This window comes from Spirochaetota bacterium (assembly GCA_004297825.1).
GTDB lineage: Bacteria > Spirochaetota > UBA4802 > UBA4802 > UBA5368 > FW300-bin19.
Window position 1 is genome coordinate 1 of the sequence record SCSX01000022.1, and the last position, 25,009, is coordinate 25,009.

At 59.0% G+C, this 25,009-nt stretch carries 23 protein-coding genes; 3 read left to right on the top strand and 20 right to left on the bottom strand.

What is annotated here, in order from left to right; all coding sequences use genetic code 11:
* The first annotated feature begins 42 nt into the window (after window positions 1-42).
* A complete protein-coding gene (locus tag EPN93_04755; GenBank protein TAL38420.1) occupies window positions 43-990 on the top strand; it encodes a hypothetical protein in 948 nt (315 codons plus the stop codon).
* Between the two features lie 88 nt (window positions 991-1,078).
* Here EPN93_04755 and EPN93_04760 read toward each other — a convergent pair whose 3' ends face one another.
* The 5 genes from EPN93_04760 to EPN93_04780 form a co-directional block, all read right to left on the bottom strand.
* The gene (locus EPN93_04760; GenBank protein TAL38421.1) at window positions 1,079-1,795 is read right to left on the bottom strand and encodes a hypothetical protein; all 717 of its coding nucleotides are present in this window, start codon (window positions 1,793-1,795) and stop codon (window positions 1,079-1,081) included.
* Window positions 1,782-3,236 (bottom strand): hypothetical protein, encoded by a 1,455-nt coding sequence (locus EPN93_04765; GenBank protein TAL38422.1) that lies wholly within the window; start codon window positions 3,234-3,236, stop codon window positions 1,782-1,784. The genes EPN93_04760 and EPN93_04765 overlap by 14 nt, the downstream gene beginning before the upstream one ends.
* Before the next feature lie 82 nt (window positions 3,237-3,318).
* On the bottom strand, window positions 3,319-6,306 hold the full coding sequence (gene pruA, locus EPN93_04770; GenBank protein TAL38423.1) for an L-glutamate gamma-semialdehyde dehydrogenase: 2,988 nt from the start codon (window positions 6,304-6,306) through the stop codon (window positions 3,319-3,321).
* A 152-nt stretch (window positions 6,307-6,458) separates the two neighbouring features.
* Entirely contained in the window at window positions 6,459-7,631 is a 1,173-nt protein-coding gene (locus tag EPN93_04775) for a hypothetical protein (GenBank protein TAL38424.1), read from the bottom strand.
* A complete protein-coding gene (locus EPN93_04780; protein ID TAL38425.1) occupies window positions 7,628-8,254 on the bottom strand; it encodes a TetR/AcrR family transcriptional regulator in 627 nt (208 codons plus the stop codon). The genes EPN93_04775 and EPN93_04780 overlap by 4 nt, the downstream gene beginning before the upstream one ends.
* Window positions 8,255-8,391: 137 nt before the next feature.
* Between EPN93_04780 and EPN93_04785 the strand changes: the two genes are divergently transcribed.
* Entirely contained in the window at window positions 8,392-10,095 is a 1,704-nt protein-coding gene (locus EPN93_04785) for an acyl-CoA dehydrogenase (protein TAL38426.1), read from the top strand.
* Window positions 10,096-10,245: 150 nt separating this feature from the next.
* Window positions 10,246-11,952: an acyl-CoA dehydrogenase gene (locus EPN93_04790; GenBank protein TAL38427.1), complete on the top strand. Its 1,707-nt coding sequence runs from the start codon at window positions 10,246-10,248 to the stop codon at window positions 11,950-11,952.
* A gap of 70 nt (window positions 11,953-12,022) precedes the next feature.
* Here EPN93_04790 and EPN93_04795 read toward each other — a convergent pair whose 3' ends face one another.
* The 15 genes from EPN93_04795 to EPN93_04865 all read right to left on the bottom strand — a co-directional run bounded on the left by EPN93_04795 (window position 12,023) and on the right by EPN93_04865 (window position 24,991).
* On the bottom strand, window positions 12,023-12,304 hold the full coding sequence (locus EPN93_04795) for a hypothetical protein (protein TAL38440.1): 282 nt from the start codon (window positions 12,302-12,304) through the stop codon (window positions 12,023-12,025).
* 116 nt (window positions 12,305-12,420) lie between these two features.
* Window positions 12,421-13,221, bottom strand: a complete 801-nt coding sequence (locus EPN93_04800) for an enoyl-CoA hydratase/isomerase family protein (GenBank protein ID TAL38428.1) — start codon at window positions 13,219-13,221, stop codon at window positions 12,421-12,423.
* 26 nt (window positions 13,222-13,247) lie between these two features.
* Window positions 13,248-14,420: a thiolase family protein gene (locus EPN93_04805; protein ID TAL38429.1), complete on the bottom strand. Its 1,173-nt coding sequence runs from the start codon at window positions 14,418-14,420 to the stop codon at window positions 13,248-13,250.
* Between the two features lie 297 nt (window positions 14,421-14,717).
* A complete protein-coding gene (locus EPN93_04810; protein TAL38430.1) occupies window positions 14,718-16,151 on the bottom strand; it encodes an NADH-quinone oxidoreductase subunit N in 1,434 nt (477 codons plus the stop codon).
* Window positions 16,151-17,707: an NADH-quinone oxidoreductase subunit M gene (locus EPN93_04815; protein TAL38431.1), complete on the bottom strand. Its 1,557-nt coding sequence runs from the start codon at window positions 17,705-17,707 to the stop codon at window positions 16,151-16,153. The genes EPN93_04810 and EPN93_04815 overlap by 1 nt, the downstream gene beginning before the upstream one ends.
* A 12-nt stretch (window positions 17,708-17,719) precedes the next feature.
* Window positions 17,720-19,720 (bottom strand): NADH-quinone oxidoreductase subunit L, encoded by a 2,001-nt coding sequence (locus EPN93_04820; protein ID TAL38432.1) that lies wholly within the window; start codon window positions 19,718-19,720, stop codon window positions 17,720-17,722.
* Between the two features lie 4 nt (window positions 19,721-19,724).
* Complete coding sequence (nuoK, locus tag EPN93_04825) at window positions 19,725-20,027, bottom strand: NADH-quinone oxidoreductase subunit NuoK (protein ID TAL38433.1); 303 nt, start codon at window positions 20,025-20,027, stop codon at window positions 19,725-19,727.
* Window positions 20,014-20,655: an NADH-quinone oxidoreductase subunit J gene (locus EPN93_04830; GenBank protein ID TAL38434.1), complete on the bottom strand. Its 642-nt coding sequence runs from the start codon at window positions 20,653-20,655 to the stop codon at window positions 20,014-20,016. Before EPN93_04830 ends, nuoK begins: the two co-directional genes overlap by 14 nt.
* Entirely contained in the window at window positions 20,514-21,041 is a 528-nt protein-coding gene (locus EPN93_04835) for an NADH-quinone oxidoreductase subunit I (protein ID TAL38435.1), read from the bottom strand. The genes EPN93_04830 and EPN93_04835 overlap by 142 nt, the downstream gene beginning before the upstream one ends.
* Entirely contained in the window at window positions 20,972-22,003 is a 1,032-nt protein-coding gene (nuoH, locus tag EPN93_04840) for an NADH-quinone oxidoreductase subunit NuoH (GenBank protein ID TAL38436.1), read from the bottom strand. The genes EPN93_04835 and nuoH overlap by 70 nt, the downstream gene beginning before the upstream one ends.
* Window positions 22,000-23,067 (bottom strand): NADH-quinone oxidoreductase subunit D, encoded by a 1,068-nt coding sequence (locus EPN93_04845; GenBank protein ID TAL38441.1) that lies wholly within the window; start codon window positions 23,065-23,067, stop codon window positions 22,000-22,002. Before EPN93_04845 ends, nuoH begins: the two co-directional genes overlap by 4 nt.
* A gap of 23 nt (window positions 23,068-23,090) precedes the next feature.
* Window positions 23,091-23,579, bottom strand: a complete 489-nt coding sequence (locus tag EPN93_04850) for an NADH-quinone oxidoreductase subunit C (GenBank protein ID TAL38437.1) — start codon at window positions 23,577-23,579, stop codon at window positions 23,091-23,093.
* A gap of 5 nt (window positions 23,580-23,584) precedes the next feature.
* The gene (locus EPN93_04855; GenBank protein ID TAL38442.1) at window positions 23,585-24,091 is read right to left on the bottom strand and encodes an NADH-quinone oxidoreductase subunit B; all 507 of its coding nucleotides are present in this window, start codon (window positions 24,089-24,091) and stop codon (window positions 23,585-23,587) included.
* On the bottom strand, window positions 24,069-24,440 hold the full coding sequence (locus EPN93_04860) for an NADH-quinone oxidoreductase subunit A (GenBank protein TAL38438.1): 372 nt from the start codon (window positions 24,438-24,440) through the stop codon (window positions 24,069-24,071). Before EPN93_04860 ends, EPN93_04855 begins: the two co-directional genes overlap by 23 nt.
* A gap of 224 nt (window positions 24,441-24,664) precedes the next feature.
* Window positions 24,665-24,991 carry a hypothetical protein gene (locus tag EPN93_04865; GenBank protein TAL38439.1) on the bottom strand — a complete coding sequence of 109 codons (327 nt, stop codon included), beginning with the start codon at window positions 24,989-24,991 and terminating at the stop codon, window positions 24,665-24,667.
* Between the last annotated feature and the right edge of the window lie 18 nt (window positions 24,992-25,009).

Sequence of the window (25,009 nt, forward strand, 5' to 3'; positions counted from 1 at the left end):
GGTCTTCATAGGGGAAGTATGCATGAGGGGCATGCTTCCCCTATGAAGACCCGCGCTCGGTTCGTTGTCCTGCCCCTCGGCCTGCTGGCCGCCCTCACGCTTCGCGCCGATCCGGGCCGGCTGGATGCGACGCAGTGGGCCCGCATCGAGATTAAAGAGGCCTTCATAAGCCGCCAGACGAGCATCGATTTCGCGGATGCCGCGAGCGCACCCGAGTTCGGGTGGCACCTTTATGCGGGCGACGATTTCATAATGAGGGCCGATAGGATTTACGCGGTCATGTATGCGCCCCAGTACCAGGGAATCCCCATTCGACTCGTCCTCGTGGAATGCGATATCGTGTTCGACGATATCGTATCCGGAACCGACCTTATCGCGGGCGTATCGCGGTATACGCTCAATCCCCGCGGCGATTTCACGGTCATAGAACGCACCGCCTTCTTCCCGGAAAAGGCATCCGGCCCGGATTCCGATCAAAAGGGCTCGGTTCCCGTCTCCGCCGACACGACGGGAAGCGTATCGTTCATTGATGGCGATTACACCGACTGGTTTCGATTCGCGGACGGCATCACGGCCGCGCTCGTCGTAACGGATTCCCGGCCGGGGATTATCGACGCACCGGTCGAAAGCGACGCGAAGGCATTCGACGGCGAGAGATCGTTCGGTACGGTGCATATCCTTTCCATTACGAAACCCGGGACCCCGGTGAGGATCCGCGGACCGATCGGCGGGGGGAAGCTTGAATACCGGGTGCTCCCGGTCCGCGGCGCGGACCGCTTCGGGGCCCTCTTCGGGAGGGCGATGCGTTTACTGGAGGGCGAAAGCGAATCGGCGTCCATCTTTATCGTCGATGACATGGCCAAGGCGTTCCTGGAATACGACGCCGCCGCCACCAGGGCGCGTTGTGCGGAAGCAACAGGCGCCGCGGCCGGGTCGAACGTCCGGAAATTCTGCGCCGCCGTCGCGGAAGCGGACTCGTGGGGCCGGTAGGCTGCCTTCCGGGAAACGGAGACAAGTTCCGACGCGCCTGTTCGTGTATCGGCACCCCATGCCCTTCACGGCGTCGCGGGGGCTCACGTTATTTTGTCAGGCCGGCCCATATCTCCCTGAGCGCCTGCCTCCAGCGTGGGTTCGCGAGCGCCTTTCCGCGCCACCCGGCGCCGCGGACCACCTCCCGTTCCAGGGCACGCCAGGCGCGCGGGTAGTCGAACTCCCTCCACAGGGTTCCCGCCTTGTAGATGAATTCCGGGTCGCCCGCGGCGACGAGCGCCGGGAACCCGCGCGTGTAGTCAAAATATTTCCAGTGCGCGCCGGCGTAGAAAATGTATTCCGCGCTCCCCGAGGCGATGATCGCCTCGTACGCCCGCGCGAGGTTGCAGGTCTTCCATTCCTGCCCCGCGTAATAGACGTAGCGCGCCGGGCCGGTTCGAATAAGCGCCTCGAGCCCGCGGTCATAATCGAACCCCTTCCAGAATCTGCCGGCGCGGTAGAGATACTCGGGCTCTCCCAGGCATATGAGCGCGTCCAACCCACGGTCGAAATCGAAGTCCTTCCAGAATATGCCGGCCTTGTGGATGTATTCGGCGCTTGCGAGGGATTCGAGGCGCTCCAGCGCGCGGCGCGCGTCGAATGCCGGCCAGTCCTTTCCCGCGAGAAAAATATGCGGGGGAATTCCCAGGGAAAGCAGCCCCGCGCATCCCTTTTCATAATCGAACCCGCCTCCCGAAAGTCCCGCGTGGTAGAGCAATTCGGAGGCGCGCTCGGCGGTGCGGCCGGGATCACTAAGAGGTTCCATGACCCCTCCCCTGCGCCGCTGTTTTCACGATAACCGTTCGTCCGAACGGCGGATCGAAGGCTGCGCGCCTGCGCTCGGGAAGAACCCACACGGTCGGGGCGTACCTCCTGAGTTTCCGAATATCGTAAATCTCACCGTCCGTGATCACGATGAGGAGCTCGTCGTGCCCGTGCATGTACTCGTTGAAGAGCGGCGCGAAAAAGGTCGTTCCGCTCGATCCGGTTTCCAAGTAACGCCAGTCGCCTTTTTTGTAGAAGTAGGCTTTTTTCGGATCGGGTGAGCCCTTGAATCGCTCCCCCCGCTTTTCCGGGATGAACAGGTTTTCATCGATGCAGACGAGGTTGATCCGGTACTTGCCCAGGAGCTCCTCGATGACGCCGAACGCCGCCTCGATCTCCTCCGGCCGCATCACCATCGAGGCCGATACATCAACCGCCACGGTGATGCGCTCCTGCTCCCGAAAATTGCGTCCCGGGGCGTAAATCCCCCCCGCGAAGTAGCGCCGGTTGAACCGCCCATAGGTATAGACCCATTCGTTCGACTGGGATGAATAATCGATGATGCTGCGGAGCTGCTTCCTCCACGACGAGATGTCCACCTCGGCCACGCGGTTGATGATCCCTTTTATTTCATGGCATGAGCGCTCCTCGCGGCACTCCTCGTCGGCGGAGGCCATCGCGATGACCCGGTCGCGCTGCGCGCTCAGGCTCGCGAGATCGCGGTCCCCGTGAAAGAGGTGCACCCCGGTAGGAAGCGGGTCCTCGTCGCGGTTGCGGAATTCGATTCCGCGGAGCTCGCCCAGGGAAAACTGTTCCGCGGGGAGCTCGTCCCCGGGAATCTGGAGGGGATTGCGGAGCACCCTGCGCAGGGAATCCGCGGTCGCGCGCTCGCTTCCCGCGGGAGCGGCGTCCCCCGCCTGGAAGCCGTCCATGTATTCCGAGACCGAGGAGCGTTTCTGCGCCAGCAGCCAGCGATAGACATCCTCCCAGGACGGGTCCTGTATCCCGGTATCGCGCGTGAATGCGGCCGGTACCGCCGGGAGGCCCTCAGGCAGTTCGAGCGCGGGCGTTGCGGCCTCGTAGGCGCCCTGGCGGGAAAAGAATCGGGTCCGATGCGCGGCAAGGTAGCTGTTGACCACCATGTCCTGGGCGATGTTCTGCAGGCGGGCGTCCGCGCCGGGGGGCGCACGGTGGTCGTGCGCGAGCACCACGTGGAGCATCTCGTGCGCAAGGAGGCCGATAAGCTCGTCGGTGGTGAGACGCTCGATGAAGGAGGCATTGTACAGCAACACGGCCCGGGACCGATGCACCGCAAGGGCGATGGTCGGCAGCGCATTCTCTTCGCGCGCCTGGAGGGACTGGAAAAAATACGAGGTGAAGCGGCTCCGCCTCCAGAGCCGCTCAAGCGCGCTTTCGAGCGGTGAAATAATTGCGTGCCCCATAGAGACAACATAGACGTGACGCGGCCCCTTGTCAATTCATGTGCGGCCCCATGGGCTGCCTACACATCCCGAGCACGAACCGCTATTCATCGACCGGGACGAAGCCCCTGCGCATCGTGTTCTCGGTAACGGTCCTGGGGACCATGAAATGGAGGAGATAGTCCGGTCCCCCCGCCCTGGTCCCCGTACCGGACATGCGCATCCCCCCGAAGGGCTGCCGTCCCACCATGGCGCCGGTGATCCCCCTGTTGATGTACAGGTTTCCCACGCGGAACTCCTTTCGGGCCCGGTCTATGTTCGCGGGGCTCCTGCTGAATACCCCTCCCGTGAGCGCGAAGGGCGTCGCATTGGCCCATTCAATCGCCTGGCCGAAATCCTTCGCGCGCATGATCACGAGCACGGGCCCGAATATCTCCTCACGTGCGACGCTATGCTGGGGAAGAATGCGGTCGATGATGACGAGCGGAACATAGTAGCCTCCGTCATCCGGTATGCGGCTTTCGTACAGGACCCTGCCCTCATGGCGGCCGGTCTCGATATAGCGCATGATTTTCCTGACGGCGTTTTCATCGGCCACGGGTCCCATGTTCGTGGAGGGGTCCTCTGCCGGACCCACCCGATACGCGCGCGCCGCCTCCACCAGCCGGTTCACGAACCGGTCGTGAATCGCATTAAGGACGATCACCCGCGAACAGGCCGAGCATTTCTGCCCCTGGTAACCGAACGCGGATGCGAGCACGTGCGGCACGGCCTCGTCCAGGTCCGCGTCGTCGTCGATGATGATCGCGTTTTTCCCGCCCAGCTCGGTGATAGTCTTCTTGATGTCCGGCTGGCCGGGATTCACCCTTGCCGCGCGCCCGGTGATGCGCAGCCCGGTTTCCATGGACCCGGTGAAGGCGATAAGGCTTATGTCCGGATGATCCACCAGGTAATCGCCGATCACCTCGCTCCTTCCGGGAATGAAATTGAACACCCCGTCGGGAAGCCCGGCCTCCCGGAAAATATCCACCAGTCCGCCCCCGATAATGCCGGTAAGTCCGGAAGGCTTGTATACCACCGTGTTCCCGGTAACGATGGCCGCTGAGGCCATCCCGGCGCTTATTGCCAGGGGGAAGTTCCAAGGGGCGATCACCGCGGCCACGCCGCGCGGCTCATAAAAATACAGGTTCTGTTCCGCCGGGAGATTTCCCAGGACCGCGGGCGAGCCGATCCGGATCATCTCCCGGGCGTAATATTCGAAGTAATCGATTGCCTCCGCGACATCCGCATGGGCCTGGTCCCACTGCTTCCCCGCCTCCAGCACCTGCCAGGCGGCGAGCTCGAATATGCGGCGCTTGGCGGCGGACGCGGCCTTGAACAGGAATTCCGCCCTTGCCCGCGGGGGGGTGTCCCGCCATCGCATGAAGGCCTTCTTTGCCGCGGCGATCGCCGCCGCGGCCTCCTGCGTTCCCGCCTGGCATACGAAGCCGATCACCTCGGCCGGGTTCGCGGGATTCACCGACCTGATCCGATCGCGCGTAACGACCCTTTTCCCGCCGATATAAAGCGGACGGATCACGGGCACTTTTGCGCGGATCGCCGCCAGGGCCATGGGAAACGCCTCCCGCTGGGCGGCCCGGGTGAAATCGGCACCGGGCTCGTTCGTAAACGGATTCTCACCGCCCGATTGCTTCGTACGGTCCGCTTCGGGATATTCCTCCCGTGCGCGCCGCACGGCATGCGCCGGGTTTTCCAGGAGCGTTGGGGAAGGCGTCCCGCCGGCGAAGCTCAGGCGAAGGAAGGATTCGTTGGAGGTGTTTTCAAGAAGCCTGCGCACCAGGTACTGCATTCCGGGGACTATGTCCCCGAAGGGGCAGTAGAGCCGGACCCGTCCGGAGTCGGCCAGTACCGCCTGCCGCACCGGCTCCGCCATCCCGTAGAGCGCCTGGAATTCGTACCGGTTATCCGGCACCTTGAGCTCGCGCGCCGTCTCCAGCACGGCCGCGATGGTGCGGATATTGTGCGTCGCACAGGAGAAGTGGCAGATATCATGGTTTTCCAGTATCCTCCGCGCAAGCCGTTCGTACGCCGCGTCGGTCTCGGCCTTGCGCGTCCTTACCGGCATGCTCCACCCGTTCTGGAGGGCCATGGCCCTCTCGTAATCCCAGTAGGCTCCCTTCACCAGGCGCACCGCGATTTGTATGCGGCGATCCCTTGCCCATGCGAGCAGCGCATCAACGTCGCGGTCGGTATCGTGGAGGTATGCCTGCAGAACGATTCCGATATGGGGATACTCCGGATTTTCCCGCTTGATTCTCCGATAGACCTCAAGGGTGATGTCCTTAAACCTGTAGGATTCCATGTCAATGCACAGGAAGCCGTTCGATTCAATGACTGCGGCAAGGAGCCTCCTGAGCTGCGCGAGGATCGCTTCGACGGAACCTTCGAAGTCTATCGGCGAAGCCAGGCAGTAGAGGGCGCTCGGTTTTATCGAGACGTTGATCTTCGGGGAAGCCCCCCAGTCCCGGGCGGGATCGAGTCCCTTCCCTTCGAGCGGGGCCCAGGCTGTACTCGCCTCTCGGAACCCCTTCAGCAGCTCAAGATTCAACTCGACATAACGCCTTGTCTCTTCCGCGGAAAGGGTCGCTTCACCAAGTGCGTCAAGCACGACCGCGAATCCTTTTTTCCTGAGCAACCCGGCGTTTTTTAGCGCCTCCTTCACGGTCGCACCCAAAATAAACTGGCGGCCGATAGTATTTATCATGTAGGAAATCGCCTTCCCCATTACCACGCCCCCGGGCGTTCCCAGCGATCCCGCGATCCTGGCCCCCAGCGATATCAATCGTGGAAGCGACTTGTCGGCGCCGAAATATTCGCGGACATGGCGGGAAACCTGTTTCCCGGTCGTAAGGGAGGGGAATACGTCGATAAACCGGAACAGCGCGGTCTTGAAGTGGTCATTTTCCATGGTGCGGCCAAGCAGCCTGCCGATCAGGGAAGAGGTATTGAAAAGCGAGGGCTTTTCACCTTCCATGCGTTCGAAAAGCCCCCTCGCGGTCGCGAGTATTCTTTCCTGCAGCCTGTCGTTCATAGGCCCGCCTAGTTTTCAGGTTGGGCGCGATTCCGTTAAAGGCGCCCAGTATTGTATATAACCTTTTTCCCCCTGGTTTTCAACCGTACCGGTGCATGTTTGCCGCAGATCGATGATTTTTTTTGCATGAGTGCGCGCGCTTAAATAAACGCTTAGCTAGTTCCGCCGTCGTCCAACACCGCACCGAATCGTTTCAGTATCGCGGCGCGCGTTTCTTCGTCGGGGATGAGTTTGATGGCCGCGGGAACCTGCGTGAACAGACCGCAGTCGCGGATGAGCAGGTAGAAAAAGGACATCCGCACATCGGCGCGGGCGCTGCCGAGGAAGAGAAGCACGTTCGAGAGGGTTTTCAGGGAAGCGTGGTCCGGTTCCCCGCCCTGGGCCACGGCCATTTCGCGCAGGGTGGAAACGGCGCCCGAGGCCGCCCACAACAGGTCCTCGGCGGGAATCTCCCCGCGCGCAAGCGCCGCAAGTCTCCCGGAATCGCCTTCGAGTATATCGGCACTCGAAACTTCGCGAGGGGCCGTTACCTGCAAGATGAAATCGCGGCTCGCGATCGACGAAATGAGCGATTCAATCACCCCGGCGAGCGTGCCGTCCGGTTCATCGACCAGGTGCGTGGCGAGGTCCGATTCGCCGGGGAGCCCGTAGGAATGCGTGAGCGCGAGCGAAACCTGGTGCCAGCCGCGCGGGTTGGGATTGATGTTCGCCTCGTCCCAGAGCCGGTCGGGAAATAGCGTGATATAGCGGACGACGGACGGGTGCAGTCCCTCCTCGCGCGCCCAGGCGAGCCATTCCTCCGCCCGGGGGCGCAGTTGGAAGACCGCCAGGCGCCCGTCCAGGGCGGCGTCGTCGAATTCGGTGATAGTGGTGCTGTCACCCTCGCCCAGGTTTCCCGCGAGCACGATCGCGGTGCTCCCGGGAAGCGCGTGTTCACCACACATGTGCTCGGTGATGATCTGGAAGAGGGTCTGGATCACCGTGGGATGCGCCCTGTTCGATTCGTCCAGGAACCACACGATCCCGTCGAAGCCGGCGGGCACCTCTTCCGGGGGTATGAACTTCGGACGAAAGTATACCATGCGCCGGGCAGCCTGGTCCGGGACCGGGTAGCCCCCCAGGTCCACGTTCTCCTTGAAGGCCAGCCGCGTGTCGATAAAAAGCATGTTCATCCGCTGGGCAACCTGTTTCACGATTGCGGACTTCCCCACACCCGGATGTCCCAGTATCTTGAGCGCGTAATTGAGCTTCCCCGCCGCGGGGAGGTAACGCTCCAGGATATCGACAAGCCCGCGGACTCCCACCGGGACGGGGTTCTTTCTCATATGCGCCCCTCCAGGAGCCGCGTGAAAATCTTGCCCACATGCTTCATGTGGGCGATGATCACCCGGTCGCTGCGACCGGGGAACTTCCGGAAGGTGACCAGTATGCCGTTCAGCATGGCGAAGAAGTAATGCGAAAGCATGCGCACGTTGCCCTCGTAGCCCGCGTGCCTGAACACCGCGTCGAACATGGCCAGCCCCCGCCCCACGACCTCGTTCATCTTTTCCAGGGACTCGGGCTTCAGGTTGCCGTGGGTCATGAAGACGACCATCATGCGATAGTAGGAATCGTTGTGCGCGATGAAATCGATGAAGGTCTCGATCACCCGGTCGATTATCGGCGCCCCCGCCTCGGCGTTCACGATGCCCTGCACCTCGTCCAGCAGCCGGTTCGAATCGCGCAGCACCGCCTCCAGGAACAGAGCCTCCTGGTTATGGAAATACGTGTATATGGAAGAGGTCGAGATTCCCGCATCCTCGGCGATCTCGCGCATGCTCACCTTGTCGAAGGGACGGCTCGCGAATACCCGCTCCGCGGAGTCGATAATGAGGTTTTTCCGGTCCTCACGCTCCCTCGTCTTGAGCTTCCCGAGCGTGTTTTTCCGGGTCGTGGTCTCGGTCTTCATATTGACGTGTTATACGCCCGGCGGGATATAAAAAATCAAGCAGATTTTGAAAATTATTTGACAACTCGAACGTCATTCAATGATTTGATATTGATTCACTCCGCATCGACACCCACACTAATAATCGGGAGGCCTTCATGATTCTTTTCAACCCCAAGAACCACGTGAGAAAGTACCCGGACGAGAAGTCCCGGCAGATAATGGTCAAGACCATCGAGTTTTTCGAGAAAAAGGGCCTCAAGGCTATCAAGAAGGACTGGCACGAGAAGAAATGGAACTATGATTTCGTCGAGTTCCTCAAGGAAAACCAGGTCTTCGCGACGCTCATGACGCCGGCCGGCTACGGCGCCCCCGATTCCCGCTGGGACACCTATCGCAACTGCGAATTTTCCGAGATCACCGGGTTCTACGGTGTCACCTACTGGTATACCTGGCAGGTTTCCATGCTGGGTCTCGTTCCCATCTGGAACGGCACCAATGAAGAGGCGAAACATCGCACCGCGAAGCTTCTTCAAGAAGGCGGGGTCTTTGCGTTCGGTCTTTCCGAGAAAGAACATGGGGCCGATATTTACTCGAGCGACATGATGCTCTATCCCAATGCGGACGGGACCTTCAAGGCGAATGGCGACAAGTACTACATAGGCAACGGCAACGAGGCGGCGCTCGTAGCCACCTTCGCGAAAATGGCCGATACCGGCGAGTACGTCTTCTTTGTCGTGGATTCCAAGCATCCCAAGTACGAGTGCATCCGCAACGTGGTGAACGAACAGAACTACGTCGCCGAGTTCGCGCTCCATGACTACCCCATAACCCAGGCCGATATCACCGAGAAGGGCCCCAAGGCGTGGGACGACATGCTGAACACGATCAACGTCTGCAAGTTCAACCTGGGCTGGGGGGCGATAGGCCTGTGCACCCACGCCCTGTACGAGTCGATCGACCACGCGGCGAACCGCAACCTTTTCGGCAAATACGTGACCGACTTCCCGCACATCAAGCGCCTCCTCACCGACGCCTACTGCCGCCTGGTCGCCATGAAGCTCTTCTCCGAGCGCGCCGCCGACTACATGCGCTCCGCGAGCGACACCGACCGACGCTACCTCTTGTTCAATCCCATGGTGAAGATGAAGGTGACGCGCGAGGGCGAGGATGTGATGAACATCCTCCACGACGTCATCGCGGCGAAGGGCTTCGAAAACGAGCCCTTCTTCGAGATCGCCAAGCACGAGCTCCCCATGCTTCCCAAGCTCGAGGGCACCGTGCACGTGAACATGGCGCTCATCGTGAAGTTCATGGCCAATTACTTCTTCAACCCGGGCGCCTACCCGGAGATACCGCGCCGCGACGATCCCACGAACGACGCGTTTCTCTTCAAGCAGGGACCTACGAAGGGCCTGGGAAAGATCCAGTTCCACGATTACAACATCGCCTATAACAGCGTGGACATGCCCAATGTGAACATCTTCAAGGAGCAGATAAACCTCTTCAAGAAATTCCTGATGGAAGCGGGCCCCAGCAAGGAGCAGTCCGCCGATATCGACTACCTGCTCGCCCTGGGCGAGATCCTCACGCTCGTCGCGTACGGCCAGCTCATCATCGAGAGCAGGAAGTTCTTCCCCGTGGAAGACGCACTCCTCGAAGAGATATTCGATTTCATGGTGCGCGATTTCTCGAAATACGCCCTGGGAATTCACCTGAAGCCTTCGAATTCCGAGAAGCAGAAGGAACTCTCGATCAAGATCATCAAGACCCCGCTCCCCAATCCCGCGAGATTCGACAAGATATGGAAGGAGCAGGTGTATTCGCTCAAGGGAACCTACAAGATGAGGGATCAGAGCTAGTCTTTTCCCCTCCCCCTTGACGGGGGAGGCCGGGTGGGGGTGTGAAGTACACTCTTGAATCGGCATACTCTTCACCCTCCCCTAACCCCTCCCCTCAAGGGAGGGGGATAATCCGGCTCCGTTGCGGGCTGCTAAAACAAGGAGAACTACATGGAAAAAATAATCCTCAACCCGAAAAACATCGTCGCGAAATACGCGGATGAGGAAACCAGGCAGATCATGCTGAAGACCATCGAGTTCTTCGAGGGTCGCGGCCTCAAGGCGATGAAGGACGACTTCCATGCCTGCAAGTGGTACACCGAATTTCTCGAATTCATGAAAGACAACCAGATAATGGCGAAGCTCCTCACCCCGGCCGGCTTTGGTGCCGCAAATTCCAGATGGGACTCCTCACGTATCGTCGATTTCGCGGAGGTCCTCGGCTTCTACGGCCTCACCTACTGGTACACCTTCCAGGTGAGCGCCCTGGGCTTGGGCCCCATCTACCTTGGCGCGAACGACGAAGCCAAGCACAAGGCCGCGAAACTTTTACAGGAAGGAGCCATATTCGCGTTCGGTCTTTCCGAAAAAGAGCACGGTGCCGATATTTACTCGAGCGACATGATGCTCTATCCCCAGTCGGGAGGCAACTATCTCGCGAACGGGGACAAGTACTACATAGGCAACGGCAACGAAGCGGCCATGGTCTCCACCTTCGGCAAGGTCGCCGATTCGGGCGAGTATGTTTTCTTTGCCGTCAACTCCAAGCACGAGCGCTACGAGTGCGTGAAGAACATCATCCACAACCAGGACTACGTCGCCGAGTACGCCCTGCACGACTACCCCATCACCGACGCGGACATCCTCCAGCGCGGCGAGAAGGCGTGGGACGACATGCTGAACACTATCAACATCTGCAAGTTCAACCTGGGATGGGCGTCGATAGGCATATGCGCACACGCTTTTTACGAGGCGATCGATCATGCCTCCAGCAGGAAGCTTTTCGGAAGCTACGTGACGGACTTCACGCACATCAAGCAGATATTCATGGACGCCTACTGCCGCCTGGTCGCGATGAAGCTCTTCGCGCTGCGCGCCACCGACTACATGCGCTCGGCGTCTCCACAAGATAAGCGTTACCTTCTATACACGCCGCTCGTGAAGATGAAGGTTACCACCCAGGGCGAGGAGGTCATCAATCTGCTATGGGACGTGATTGCGGCCAAGGGATTCGAGAAGGACACCTACTTCGAAAACGCCGCGACCGACATCAGGGCGCTTCCCAAGCTCGAGGGAACGGTGCATGTGAACATGGCCCTCATCATCAAGTTCATGCCCAATTTCTTCTTCAACCCGGCGGTCTACCCGGAAGTACCTCAGCGCCGCGACGCCGCGAATGACGACTTTCTCTTCACCCAGGGTCCCACGAAGGGCCTGGGCAAGCTCCAGTTCCATGACTACAACATCGCGTACAAGAGCGTTGACCTTCCCAACGTGAAGGTCTTCAGCTCACAGATCGAGGTGTTCAAGGAATTCATGATGGCTTCTTTGGATAGCATGAAGGAGCAGGGAAAGGACATCGACTTCCTGCTTAACGTAGGGGAGCTTTTCACCCTGACGGCATACGGGCAGCTCATCCTCGAGAACAAAAAGATCTATAACGTGGAAGACGACATTATCGACCAGATATTCGATTTCATGATACGCGACTTCTCGAAGTACGCGCTACAGCTATATGGAAAGCCGAACGCGACCGACACGCAGCAGGAGATCTGCCTGCGGATGATCAAGCGCCCGGTTGTCAATGCCGAACGCTATAACCGCGTCCTTGATAAGTACGTCTACGCGATGAAGGGCACCTATACGATGAATCCGTAACAGGAGACATCATTAATAAGCAAAGGCGCGGATTCGAATCCGCGCCTTTGCTTTTTCGTTCTTATGGTTTTCAGTTCACGCCTGGAAACGAATCCACGTACTTGATTGAAAAGTCCTCGAACGAGTCGACGATCTGGATCTTGAAATCCGGAAAGGAGTCCGTGAACTGCCACTTACCGCACTCGGAGGGAAACGAAGACACCTTCTGGACATTGAGATCCTGAAAGCTCGAAACCACCTTGACCTTGAAATCGGGAAAGCTGGTCACGATCTGCACCTTGCCGGAAAGTTTCTTCCCCTTGAAGGTGCAATCACTGCCTATTTTGCCGCCCTGCGCAATGTTTCCCAGCATGAAACACCCGAACGTTACCGCTGCAACCGCCAGCAACAGCTTTCTCATACCAATTCTCCTTCACGATTTGATGAACTCACCCGCGTATTATCGCACAACGGGTATATCCAGTCAATCTATTCGCCCTTGAAGTTCGGTTTTCTTTTCTCGATGAAGGACATGACTGCTTCCGGATGGTCGGCCGTACGCGATGCCTGGAACTGGTAGGCGATCGCGGTGTTCATGCTCGCCTCCAGCGAGAGCTGCGAGAATTCGTTGATAGCGCGCTTCATGAGGCTGATCGAGTACGGTCCCCGCGCGAGGCGCGCAGCAAGCTTTTCTGCCTCGGGCATGAGCTCGGGAAGCGCCACCACTTTTTCCACGAGCCCTATCCGGCACGCCTCCTCCCCGCTCACCAGGTTCCCCGTGTAGCACAGGAGTTTCGCCATTCCCATTCCCACGATCTTGGGAAGCAGGCACATGCCCGCTTCCGGTACCAGTCCCATTTTCACGAAAAATTCCCCCATCTGCGCCGTGTTGGCCGCGATACGAATGTCGCAGCAGAGGGCAAGCTCCATACCCGCTCCCAGGGCGTACCCGTTTATCGCCGCGATGGTGGGGACCTGGTGATTGTAAAGCCTCATGTACAGTTCCCCGAGATCCTCGAAATAATGCTTAAAATCCCGCGCGGACTTGCTTTTCAGCGGGTTGATGTCCTCCTCGACGTCGCCCCCGGCGGAAAAATGATCCCCCGTGCCGGTGAATACGACCGCGCGGATGCTCTTGTCATCGGCGACCTCGTAGAACGCATCGCGCATGCTCTCGAACATCTTGTGATCAAAGGCGTTTAATTTATCGGGCCGATTGAACGCGACGATCGCATAATTTTCCTTACGCGTGACGATGCAGCTTCCCACGTCCCTGGTTGCCTCTCCCATATCGTCCTCCCTGTGCGCGCCTTCTATCAGGCGCGCTCGAAAATAGTTGCCGGCGCCATGGCTCCGCCCGTGCAAAGCGAGACCAGCGCGTACCGCGCCTTCCGGCGTGCGAGTTCATGGATGGCCGTGACCGAAAGCCTGCACCCAGAGTTGCCCACAGGATGCCCCAGGGCGAGCGCCCCGCCGTTCACGTTAAGCCTGCCCGTATCGGCCCCCAGCTCCTTCACCCATGCGAGCGGGATGGGCGCGAAGGCCTCGTTGATTTCGAATATGTCGATATCCTTCATCGCAAGTCCCGCCTTCGCGAGCACCTTGGGCGTCGCATAAATGGGACCGGTGAGCATGAGCAGGGGATCCGATCCCGCGACCGCGCTTCCCACGATCCGTGCGAGCGGTTTCAGTTTTTCCTTTTTCATGAATTCTTCGCTCACGAGCATCATCGCCGACGAACCGTCCGTGATCGTGCTGGAAAGACCGGCGGTCATCCAGTCCGTATTGGGAAGAATCTTGAGCGCGTCGAGCGTGTCGATGCTCGTTTCCGGCCGGATCGGCTCATCGGTATCCCGGGTAATCTCCTTCCCTTCCGCGTCGAACCCCTTCGTGGGTATGATTTCATTTTTAAAATATCCGCCCTGCGTCGCCGCGTAGGCTTTACTGTGGCTTGCGACCGCAAACTGCTGGCACTCTTCCTTGGTTATCTTCCACTGCTTCGCGATCATGTGCGCGGCGACGATCTGATCCGGAAACCCGTATTTATCGGTATAAAACTTGCCGAAGGGGTGACCCATTGGTTTGCCGTTCGATAATGTGCCTAAGAGATCCGAAGCCATGCCGTACTTGGTCATCATTTCGCAGCCGGCCGCGATGACGCAGTCCATGGTCCCCGAGCCGACCATCCCCGCGGCTAACTGGATCGCCGAGAGGCTGGAGCCGCACTGCCTGTTGACCGAAATGCCGGGCACCGAGATGGGCAGCTTCGAGGCGAGAATCCCCATGCGCGCCAGGGTGAATCCCTGCTCGCCCACCTGGTATACCGTTCCCGCAATGACATCGTCGACTAGTTCCGGGTTTATCCCCGTGCGATCGACCGCCGCGTTCAGGGACGCGGCGAGAAGCTCCGGCGCCATCCATTCGCGAAGATATCCTTTTTGTTTTCCTACCGGGGTGCGTACCGCGCTGACCACGAACACATCTTTCATGGCAACCTCCTGATATACGTGCATTCAATTCTGCAGGGGCAAAGAAATCCCTGAGTCTATAAAGTATATAGTGTGAACATATAACACTTTTTTTGCAAGTATTATATGACCATGAACCATGTATTTTTTGCCGGTGGTTTTTATTCGAAACCCTGTCGGAGGGATTTCCTTCACGTACAAGGCATCGGGTCCGATACTGCATTTGCAGGAAGGGCGCGCACATGGTTTCCAACCGTCCACGGCGGATTCGCACGTAACGGTGACCCCCGAGACCCGTCCGGGGAGACAGGGAGCCGTCTATTTTATCAGCGCCCAGACGTATTCCGTGAGCCGGGAAGGAAAAATGCCGGCGAGGAGCAGGAACAGCGCGGATCCGCATATTACCAGGGTGACGCCGCCGGTCCCCTTCATGGGCAATTCACCCTGGCCGCTCTCCATGAACAGCGCCCTGCCGATCCGAAAATAATAGAAGATCGATATCACCGTGTTGATCGCGCCCGCCGCGACGAGCGCGTACATTTCTTTTTCCATCGCCGCGAGCAGCAGGTAATATTTGCCGATAAAGCCTGCCGTGGGGGGTATGCCCGCGAGCGAGAGCAGCGCCACGACGATGCACGCCGCCGACAGGGGCGCATGGCGCGCGAGGCCGCGAAGGTCGTCCACGCGCTCGCCGAAACCCTGTCCCTTCTGCACGAGCAGGATAAGCGCGAAGGCGGTCGCATTCATGAAAAAATACGCGAGCAGGTAAAAGAGAAGGGCCGTTGTTCCCGCGCTTCCCGCCGCCGCGAGCCCGATCATCAGGTATCCCGCGTGCGCAATGGAAGAAAAACCCATCATGCGCTTGACGTTATCCTGAACGAGCGCGGCGATATTGCCCCAGAACATGGTCGCGATCGCGATCGCGGTAAAGATCGCGACCCATTGCGTTTCAAAACGCGCAAACACCGTAGTGACGAGCCGTATGAGCACCGCAAGCGCCGCCGCCTTGGGCGCGGTGGACAGAAGCACGACCAGGGGCGTCGGCGTGCCCTCGTAGACGTCGGGCGTCCACATGTGAAACGGAACCAGCGCAATTTTAAAAAAGAGGCCCGTCATGACGAGCACCATGCCCGCCATCGCGACCGTTGCGTCGGCGTCCGCGAGCGCCCCGGCGATCCGTGCAAAACCGGTTTCCCCGGTTATGCCGAAAAGAATCGCCATTCCAAGCAGCATTATCGCCGAGCTCAGGATGCCCAGGATGAAATACTTTATGCCCGCCTCGGAGGAGCGAAGCTCTTTCTTGAATATGCCCGCGAGGATATACGATATTATTGCGAACGTTTCGAACGAAATATAGAAGGTGATCAGGTCGACCGCGCTTACCGTAAACATCATGCCGATCACCGAGAATAGCACCAGGTAATAGATTTCGCCGGTCTCGAATCCCTCGACCTCGAAGAACCTGAAAGAGAGCGTAACGGTTATCGCGGCCGCAATGAGGAAGATCATTTTCAGGTACATCGAGAATGGATCCACGTTAAGCGTACCCGAATAGATCTCTCCGCCGCTTAGCGGCGTGAACGCCAGCACGAGCGCCGCTGTCCCCAGGCCGGCGAGCGCGACCATTCCGGAGAGCCTGTGACCGCTGCCCCGGGCGAACAGGTGCGCCAACAGCGCCGCAGCGCCGAAGGCGAGCAAGGTTATTTCCGGAGCCAGGTGCTTTATCTGCGCAAGGTACGGTGAATAATCCATCAGCGCGCACCCCCGCGCGCGGATTCCGAGCCCGGCGTGCTCGTTCCGGGATCACGGGCGGTTTTAGCCTCGTAAAAGCCGGGGTTTACAATGCGCACGATCTTTTCAACGGGCTTGTCGATTATCCGGAGAAATGGCGCGGGGTATATCCCAATGACGAACGCAAGAAGGACCAGCGGCAGGAACGTCGCAAGCTCCCTGCCGTTCAAATCAGAAATCGCTTCGTTGGAGGCGTTCTCTATTTTGCCGAACATCACCCTCTGGTAGAGCCAGAGCATGTAGCCGGCGCCCAGAACGATCCCCGTCGCCGCGATCGCTGCCCAAACCCAGTTTACCGTGAAGGTACCCATGAGTATCATGAATTCCCCGATAAATCCGTTCAGTCCCGGGAGTCCGATAGACGACATGGTTATGATGAGAAATACCGCCGCGTAGACCGGCATGCGCGACGACAGTCCCCCGAATTCCGCGATGAGCCTGGTGTGCCGCCTTTCATAGAGAACGCCCACGATGAGAAAAAGCGCGCCCGTCGAGATGCCATGGTTAATCATTTGAATGACGGCGCCCTTGAGCGCGAGGGGCGTGAACGCAAAAATTCCCAGGACCACGAAACCCATATGCGAGACCGACGAATAGGCGATAAGTTTTTTCATGTCCTTCTGCATGAGCGAGACGAGCGCGCCGTACACGATCGATATGAGCGCGAGCACCACGATGGGCACCACGAACTGCCGCGATGCCCCCGGAAAAAGCGGCAGCGAAAAACGCAGGAAACCGTACGTCCCCATTTTCAGCAGCACGCCCGCGAGAATGACCGAACCTGCCGTCGGGGCCTCGACGTGCGCGTCCGGAAGCCACGTGTGGAACGGGAACATGGGGACCTTGATCGCGAATCCCAGGAAGAAGGCGAAAAAGACCCACGCCTGCATCGCGGGGGCCAGGTATGATCCCTGTTCCGTCATCGCCATAAGGTCGAAGGTGTGGTAATGGGAATAGAGCACCAGTATGCCGACCAGCATCGCCACCGAACCGAACAGCGTATACAGGAAGAACTTGATCGCGGCGTAGAGCCTTCGCTCCCCTCCCCATACGCCTATCAGAAAATACATGGGAACGAGCATGACCTCCCAAAATACGTAAAAAACCACCAGGTCCAGCGACACGAAGACGCCGATCATTCCCGTTTCAAGGATGAGCAGGAAAATATAATATTCCTTAAGCCTCTCGCGGATCGCGTCCCATGAAGAGAGCGTGGCGAGAAAGGTGAGCAGGGAGGTAAGCAGGATGAGCAGGAGCGAGATACCGTCGATTCCCAGCAAATACTGTGCGTTTACGCGAGGGATCCATTCCGCGCGCTCTATGAATTGCATGCCCTCGGCCGCAACGCTGAATCCCGCCAGGAGGTAGAGGGTCGCGAAAAATTCAAGCAGCGCGGCAGCGTTCGCGATGAGCCTCACCGCCGAGTCCCGGCCCTTTGGCACGAGGATGATCGCACCGACGCCAATGAGCGGGAAGAAGGTGATGAAGCTGAGGACGGGAATGCCCAGTATATCCATTGGTAAAGCTCCTTACGCCATCAGTATCAATGTCATGATGATGAAAAGACCCAGGGCGATCGCCAGGGCGTAGTTATATATGTACCCGGTCTGAAGCCGTCTGAGCAGAGCCGATACACGTTCGTGCGCACGGCCGACGCCGTTCACCGCGCCGTCTACCACGTGCGTATCGGTCAAAATGGAAACCGACGAGAGCCCGCGCACCAGGCGCGCGGCCCCGTTCACGGCACCGTCGATGATCCCCAGGTCGAACCTTCCGAACAGCGTACCCAGTTTCATCATACCGCCGACGATCACGCGGTCGTAGAATTCATCGACGAAGTATTTCCGGCTGACCAGCGCATAGAAGCGCTTCATTCCCTCCGCGAGCCTTCGCGCGGGGACGCCCTCTTTTCTCACGTAGATCAAATACGCTGCTCCAATGCCGCATAACGCAATTCCGGTAGAGAGCGCCATCAATGCGACCTCGGTCACATGGGAAAGGTGAAACTCATGCGACCCGGTCGCCGGCTCAAGGAATCGCGCGAACCAGTTTCCCCCGCCCAGGACCGCGGGCAGGCCGACAAGGCCCGCCGTGACGGAGAAGAATGCGAGTATGCGCAGCGGGGTGAGAATGATGCCCGGCGATTCGTGCACGTGGTGCGCGGCTTCCGGGTCCATGCGCTCCCTGCCGTAGAATGTCATGAAGATAAGACGGAACATGTAGAAGGCCGTCATACCCGCGCCTGTGAGCCCCAGAGCCCACACCGCGAAATTTCCGGATGCGAACGCCGAGGCGAGTATCTCGTCCTTCGAGAAAAATCCCGACAGCCCCGGGATGCCCGCGATGGCGAGCGCCCCGACCAGGAATACGCGGTAGGTCGAGGGGATACGCGTGCGCAGTCCGCCCATCTTCCGCATATCCTGCTCCCCGGAGAGGGCGTGGATGACGCTCCCCGCCGCGAGGAAGAGCAGGCTCTTGAAAAAAGCGTGGGTCATCAGGTGAAACACGCCCGCCGCGTACGCCCCGACCCCCAGGCCTATGAACATGTAGCCGATCTGTGAAATCGTGGAGTATGCGAGCACGCGCTTGATGTCGTTCTGGACGAAGCCCATGCTCGCGGCGTACACCGCGGTGGCCGCGCCCGTGAGTGCGACCACGGTAAGCGCAGTCCCGGAAAAGGTGAACAGGACGTGCATTCGCGCGACCATGTACACACCCGCGGTCACCATGGTTGCCGCGTGGATGAGCGCCGACACGGGCGTGGGGCCCTCCATCGCGTCGGGGAGCCAGGTGTAGAGCGGGATCTGCGCGGACTTGCCGGTAGCGCCAAGGAAAAGGAGGAGCGCCGCGACCGTGGCGACGTCCTTGTCGAGGAGCCCGCCCCCCACGGCGACGGATATATCGGCCATATCGATCGTGCCTAGATAATAGACAAGCACTCCAATCCCGAGAATGAATCCGAAATCCCCGATCCTGTTGGTGATGAACGCCTTCTTCCCCGCGGTCGCGGCGGATTCCTTTTCGAACCAGAAACCTATCAGGAGATAGGAACAGAGTCCTACCCCTTCCCAGCCGATGAACATCACGGCAAGGTTCGCGCCCAGCACCAGTATGAGCATCGCGAAGGTGAAGAGGTTCAGGTAGGCGAAGAAACGCGCATAGCTCCTGTCGTGCGCCATGTACCCGATCGAATAGACGTGTATGAGAAGCCCCACGCCGGTGACGACCAGCGTCATCACCGCGGTCAGGGCGTCGTATCGAAATGCGAATTCGGCGGTCAGCGTCGCGACAGCGCTTCCGCCCGCGAGGTTCACCGGTATCCCGGGGATCCAGGTGAACAGCGTGCAGGCGAATGAGGACTGCTCTGACCCCATGAGTACGATGAAGCTCCCTACCGATGCGAGAAAGCTCAATCCCACCGACCCCGCCGCGATCGCGTGCACGGTCCTGTTTGAAAAATACCGTATGCCGACGATCCCGTTTAATAGGGTGCCGATAAGCGGGAAGAGGGGTATAAGCTGGAAGTACATCGTTCTATCCCTTGAGGTCGTTGATTTCGTCAAGATTGCAGGTCGGCTTCTGCCTGAAGTACGAGAGCATGAGCGCGAACCCTACCGCCGCCTCCGATACCGCAACCATGATGACGAAAAGGGCGAATATCGAACCCGTCGGCGACTTCATGTGGTGACCATACCCGGCGAGGATGACGTTCACGCCGTTCAGCATGAGCTCCGCCGACATGAGGATCGTCACCAGGTTCTTGCGCGCGAGCACGCCCGCGAGACCGATCGCGAAAAGGGTGAGCCCCAGGCCCAGGATATGGCTAATTGGTATCATCGATCACCCACTTGCGCGCGATTATTATCGAGCCGATAAGCACCGCGAGGAGCAGGACGCTCGCGATCTCGAACGGTACCACGTAGGTCGCCAGAAGCTGGCGCGCGAGGGCCTCGAGGGTAAGCCCCGAATGCGCGACCTCACGAATGGCCGTTCCATTGCTGAACATGACATAGCCGATCTCCGCGAGGAGCGCGACGGGCATGAGCACCAGAAATATCCTCGGGAAGAGCCTTCTTTTTTCCTGCTGAAGCTCGTTCAGGTTGATGATGATAATGACGAAGGTATACAGGACCACGATCCCACCCGCGTACACGATGATCTGGATCGCACCCAGGAAATCCGCCTGGAGGGAAAAAAACACCCCCGAGCAGGCCAGCACGCTGAAGGAAAGGTAGAGCACGCTGTGCATGGGGTTGCGGTGCGTGACCACGATAATCGCGGAGACCACGGCGACTGCCCCGAAAAAAAAGAACACGATCTGGTTCATACCTCTTCTTTCCCCCCGTGAAATCGGGCCTGAAGGTCGAAATCCTCGTACATGTGCGCGAGGTCGAAAAACAATGTGCCCTTGTCTGTCGTTGAAAGCCGGAACTCCCTTGAAAACCGGATCGCGGAGGTGGGGCATACCTCAACGCACAGCCCGCAGAAGGTGCAGCGGTAAAGCTTCCAATCGAACTTTACGGGCCTCATCCTGTCCGTCTTCTTCCCCTCGATGTCGAAACAATCCTCGGGACACGTCCTCTGGCAGAGCCTGCACGCGATGCAGAGCGGCTCGCCCTGCTCGTCCCGGTGAAGGCGCAGTATTCCCCGGAATCGCGCGCGCGGCGTCTTCACGCGCTCGGGAAACTGGAAGGTCACCTTGGGGCTGAAATAGAATTTCAGGGTTATCGCCAGCCCTTTTAAAATGTCCACAAGCAGTATTTTTTTCAGGAAATCAAGTATCATCCCAGGCTCCTGATCAGCGCGATCACCATGATATTCGCGAGTGAAAGCGGAACGAGCCACTTCCATGCCAGGCGTATCAGCTCATCGAACCGGTACCGGGGAAACGTCGCCCTGATCCAGATGAACGCATAGAGGAAGAACATGATTTTCGCCAGGTACCAGACGAATCCCGGCACGTAGTGGAGGAACGACAGGAACTCCACGTTGGGGAACGGGGGAAGCCAGCCGCCAAAGAATAGTATCACCACGAGCGATGAGGCAAGCACCATGTGCGTGTACTCGGCGATATAGTAGTACGCGAATTTCATGCCGGAGTATTCGGTGTGAAAGCCGGCCACGAGTTCCGATTCGGCCTCCGGCAGGTCGAAGGGCGCCCTGTTCGTCTCGGCCACCGACGATATCCAGAAGACGATGAACGACACCGGGAGGTAGAATCCGTACCACATGCCGCCGGTTCTCTGCGACTCGACGATATCCACCAGGCTGATCGAGTGGCTGAAGAACACTATCGAGAGCACCGTGAGCACGATCGGGATCTCGTAGCTCAGCACCTGCACGACCGACCTGAGTCCGCCCAGGAGCGGGTATTTCGAATTGGATGACCAGCCCCCGAATATCACGCCGAACACGGATATCGAGGAAATCCCCAGCGTGAGGAGAAGGCCTACGGGGCTTTCCGCCACCCAGAGATTGATCGTATGGCCGAACACGTGCACCGAGTCGCCCAGCGGCACGAAGCTGAAGGCCAGGAGCGAGGTGAAGAGCGAGAGAATGGGCGAAATATTGAAGAGCGACCGGTCCACCCCGCGATGCGCGATGTCCTCTTTAAAGAAGAGCTTGATGGCGTCGGCGATGGGCTGGAGCACGCCCTGGAAGCCGACCCTGTTGGGTCCGATGCGCAGTTGGATAAGGGCGATCACCCTGCGCTCCATCCAGATCATGACCACGGTCATCACCAGCGGAAAAAGCGCGACGGCCGCCGACCTGAGTATCGGAATGATTATTTCTTCGATGACGAACGCGCTCATTTGTCGATTTCCCCGAGCACGATGTCGAGCGAACCCAGTATGCCCACGACGTCCGCGAAAAGGCTCCCCGTGCACATGAGTTCCAGGGAATGCATGTTGATGAAGGACGGGACCTTGATCTTCACGCGCTCGGGCTTGTCCGTGCCGTTGGACTTGATGTAGAAACCCAGCTCGCCCTTGGGCGCCTCGATGCTGTGGAATATCTCACCGGGCGCTATTTTCAGCACGCGCGGCACCGTGGCGCGGATATCGCCTTCCGGCATTTTGTCGAGCGCCTGGCGGATGATCCGCGCGCTCTGCCTTATTTCCCCGAGCCTCACCGTGTAGCGATCGTACACGTCGCCGCGCGTGCCGAGCGGCACGTCGAATTCGAAATCTTCGTACGACGAGTAGGGGATGTCCTTGCGGATGTCCCATTCCACGCCCGAGGCCCTGAGCACCGGGCCCGTGAGCCCGAACTCGATCGCGTCCGATCCCGATATCACGCCGATCCCCTTCGTCCTGTGAAGCCATATCCGGTTTTCGCTCAGGAGCCCCTCGATCTCCTCAAGGCGTTTCGGGAGCGATTCCAGGCAGGCGCGAATCATGTCCGTGATCGTTCCGTCGAAATCGTTAGGCACTCCGCCAATGCGCAGCGCATGCACGGTGAGCCGCGCCCCTATGTATTCCTCGAAGATTTCAAGGATGTCCTCGCGCTTCGCGAAGCCGTACAGGAGCACGGACATGGCACCGATATCGTTCGCGAAAAATCCCATCCAGGCCAGGTGCGAGGCGATGCGCTGCAGCTCGGTGAGAATCACGCGGATGTACTGCGCGCGCCGGGGCACCTCCAGGCCCGCCAGTTTTTCCACGGTAAGGACATAGGCGAGGTTGTTCGATATCGCCGCGAGGTAGTCGAGCCTGTCGGTGAGCGGCGTGATCTGGTGGTACGTCCTGTGCTCGCAAATCTTCTCGATACCGCGGTGCAGGTATCCCAGGAAGGGCTTGACCCTGGTCACGATCTCGTTGTCGACCGCCAGCTCCAGGTGAAGCACCCCGTGCGTCGAGGGGTGCTGCGGTCCCATGTTGAGCTCGATTTCCTTGAAGGTCACGGGTTTCTCCCCTCGAGCGGAAAGTCCTTGCGCAGGGGATGTCCGTCGAACTCCTCGGGCATGTAAATTCGGCGCAGGTCCGGGTGCCCCTTGAAGACGATCCCGAACATGTCGTAGATTTCCCTCTCCGCCCAGTCGGACGAGCGGTAGAGGAAATAGATGGACGGCAAAGTCTCTCCCTCGCCGATATCGACTCGCAGGCGGATGCGGTCCGCCGCCGGGAATCGGTACAGCTGGTAGAGGACGGAAAACCTCTTCCTGCCGTCGCCGATATTCATGTTGTCGAGACCGATCATGTCGTTGAGCGCGATGAAACCGAGCTCCCCTTTCAGGCAGACCAGTACCTCGACCAGGGCGTCGCTCCGCACGATCGCGGTCAGCTCGCCTTTTTCGAACGTCCATTCGCTCAGACTCTCCGGGTAACGCGCCGCGAGCGCGTCATGCACCCTTGTTAAAACCGGGGAGCTTTCCAAATCTTCCATCATATCGGTCAATACCTCGCCTTGAACATGACCTGCGTGGGATGTTCCCTCGAAATCTTCTCTTGAAGAAGGATGAGCCCGTCCAGGAGCGCCTGCGGCCCCGGCGGACAGCCGGCGACGTACACGTCCACCGGTATGACCTTGTCGACCCCCTGGAGGACGGAGTACGACGGGAACGGGCCCCCCGATATCGCGCAATTACCCATCGCGACCACCCACTTCGGGTCCGGCATCTGTTCCCACAGGCGCCTGATAACCGGCGCCATCTTGTTGGTAACCGTGCCCGACACGATGAAGAGGTCGGCCTGCCGCGGGGACGCCCGGAATAGCTCCATGCCGAAGCGCGCGATATCGTAATGGGAGGCCGCCGTCGCGATCATTTCCATGGCGCAGCACGCCAGCCCGGAGCCGAACGGCCAGAGCGAGTTTTTCTGCGCCCAGGTTATGAAGGAGTCCAGCTTCGTGAGGATGAAGGACTGTTCCGGCCTTTTCTCAGTCAAAGGACCTCCTGAAATCGAGCGCGTCCGCCTTCCACGCGTACACGTACCCGAAAAGGAGTATGGCCACGAAGATGGACATCTCAATAAAACCGAATATCTTGAGCTCGTCGTAGATTACCGCCCAGGGAAACAGGAAAATGCTTTCGACCTCGAAGACGATGAACACGAGGGTGAGCAGGTAAAACCGCACGGAGTACTGCTCGCGGGCGTGCGGCGTGACGGGGTCGATGCCGCACTCATAGGGCAGGTACTTGTCCCCGTAATCGTGCCGCTTATAGCGGACCAGGATCACGAAGATGAGCAGTCCAAGCACCAGGGCGAAAGTAAAAATGAAGAAGATGAAAAAATACCAGTACTGGTTCATGACCATCGCAATAGCTCATCCATAATGTACGGGTTTCAGTCGAATGTTTATGAAATTAATACCAACTTAAATCCCAATTTTATTTCAGCATGTTCGGCAAATTGTGTCAAGCATGTTCTTGTTTCCAGTATCCACGGGCCCGGAGTGAGAATTGTTTTCCGGGGAGATGGGCGTGGACGAGCATACCTCACCCCTGGTTTGGTGTGCGTGCGGAGCTGTGATGATTAATCTGAGGCGGTGCGGCGGAGTATTTTCGTTGGTGAGGCTCTTGTAGGGGGGGTTTCGGTGTCCCCCCAGTAGAATTCCCAGCACAGAATGCCCCCTGTGCTCCTTTGGCCGATGGCATAATGGGGGAACCGAACATAATTATGCCTTCCGGCCGAATCGCACAGCAGCTCGTGCAGGTAGCGCTTCGTCGCGATGGCTACCAGATACGAGACCGAGAACCGGCTCAACTTACGGAAATCCGAAGCAAACTCATTCTCGTTCTTCCTGAAGCAAATCGGAAAGCAATGCCAGCGCTTCAAAGGGTCACGGGGCTGATACCTCACCAGAGTAAACCCTCCCTG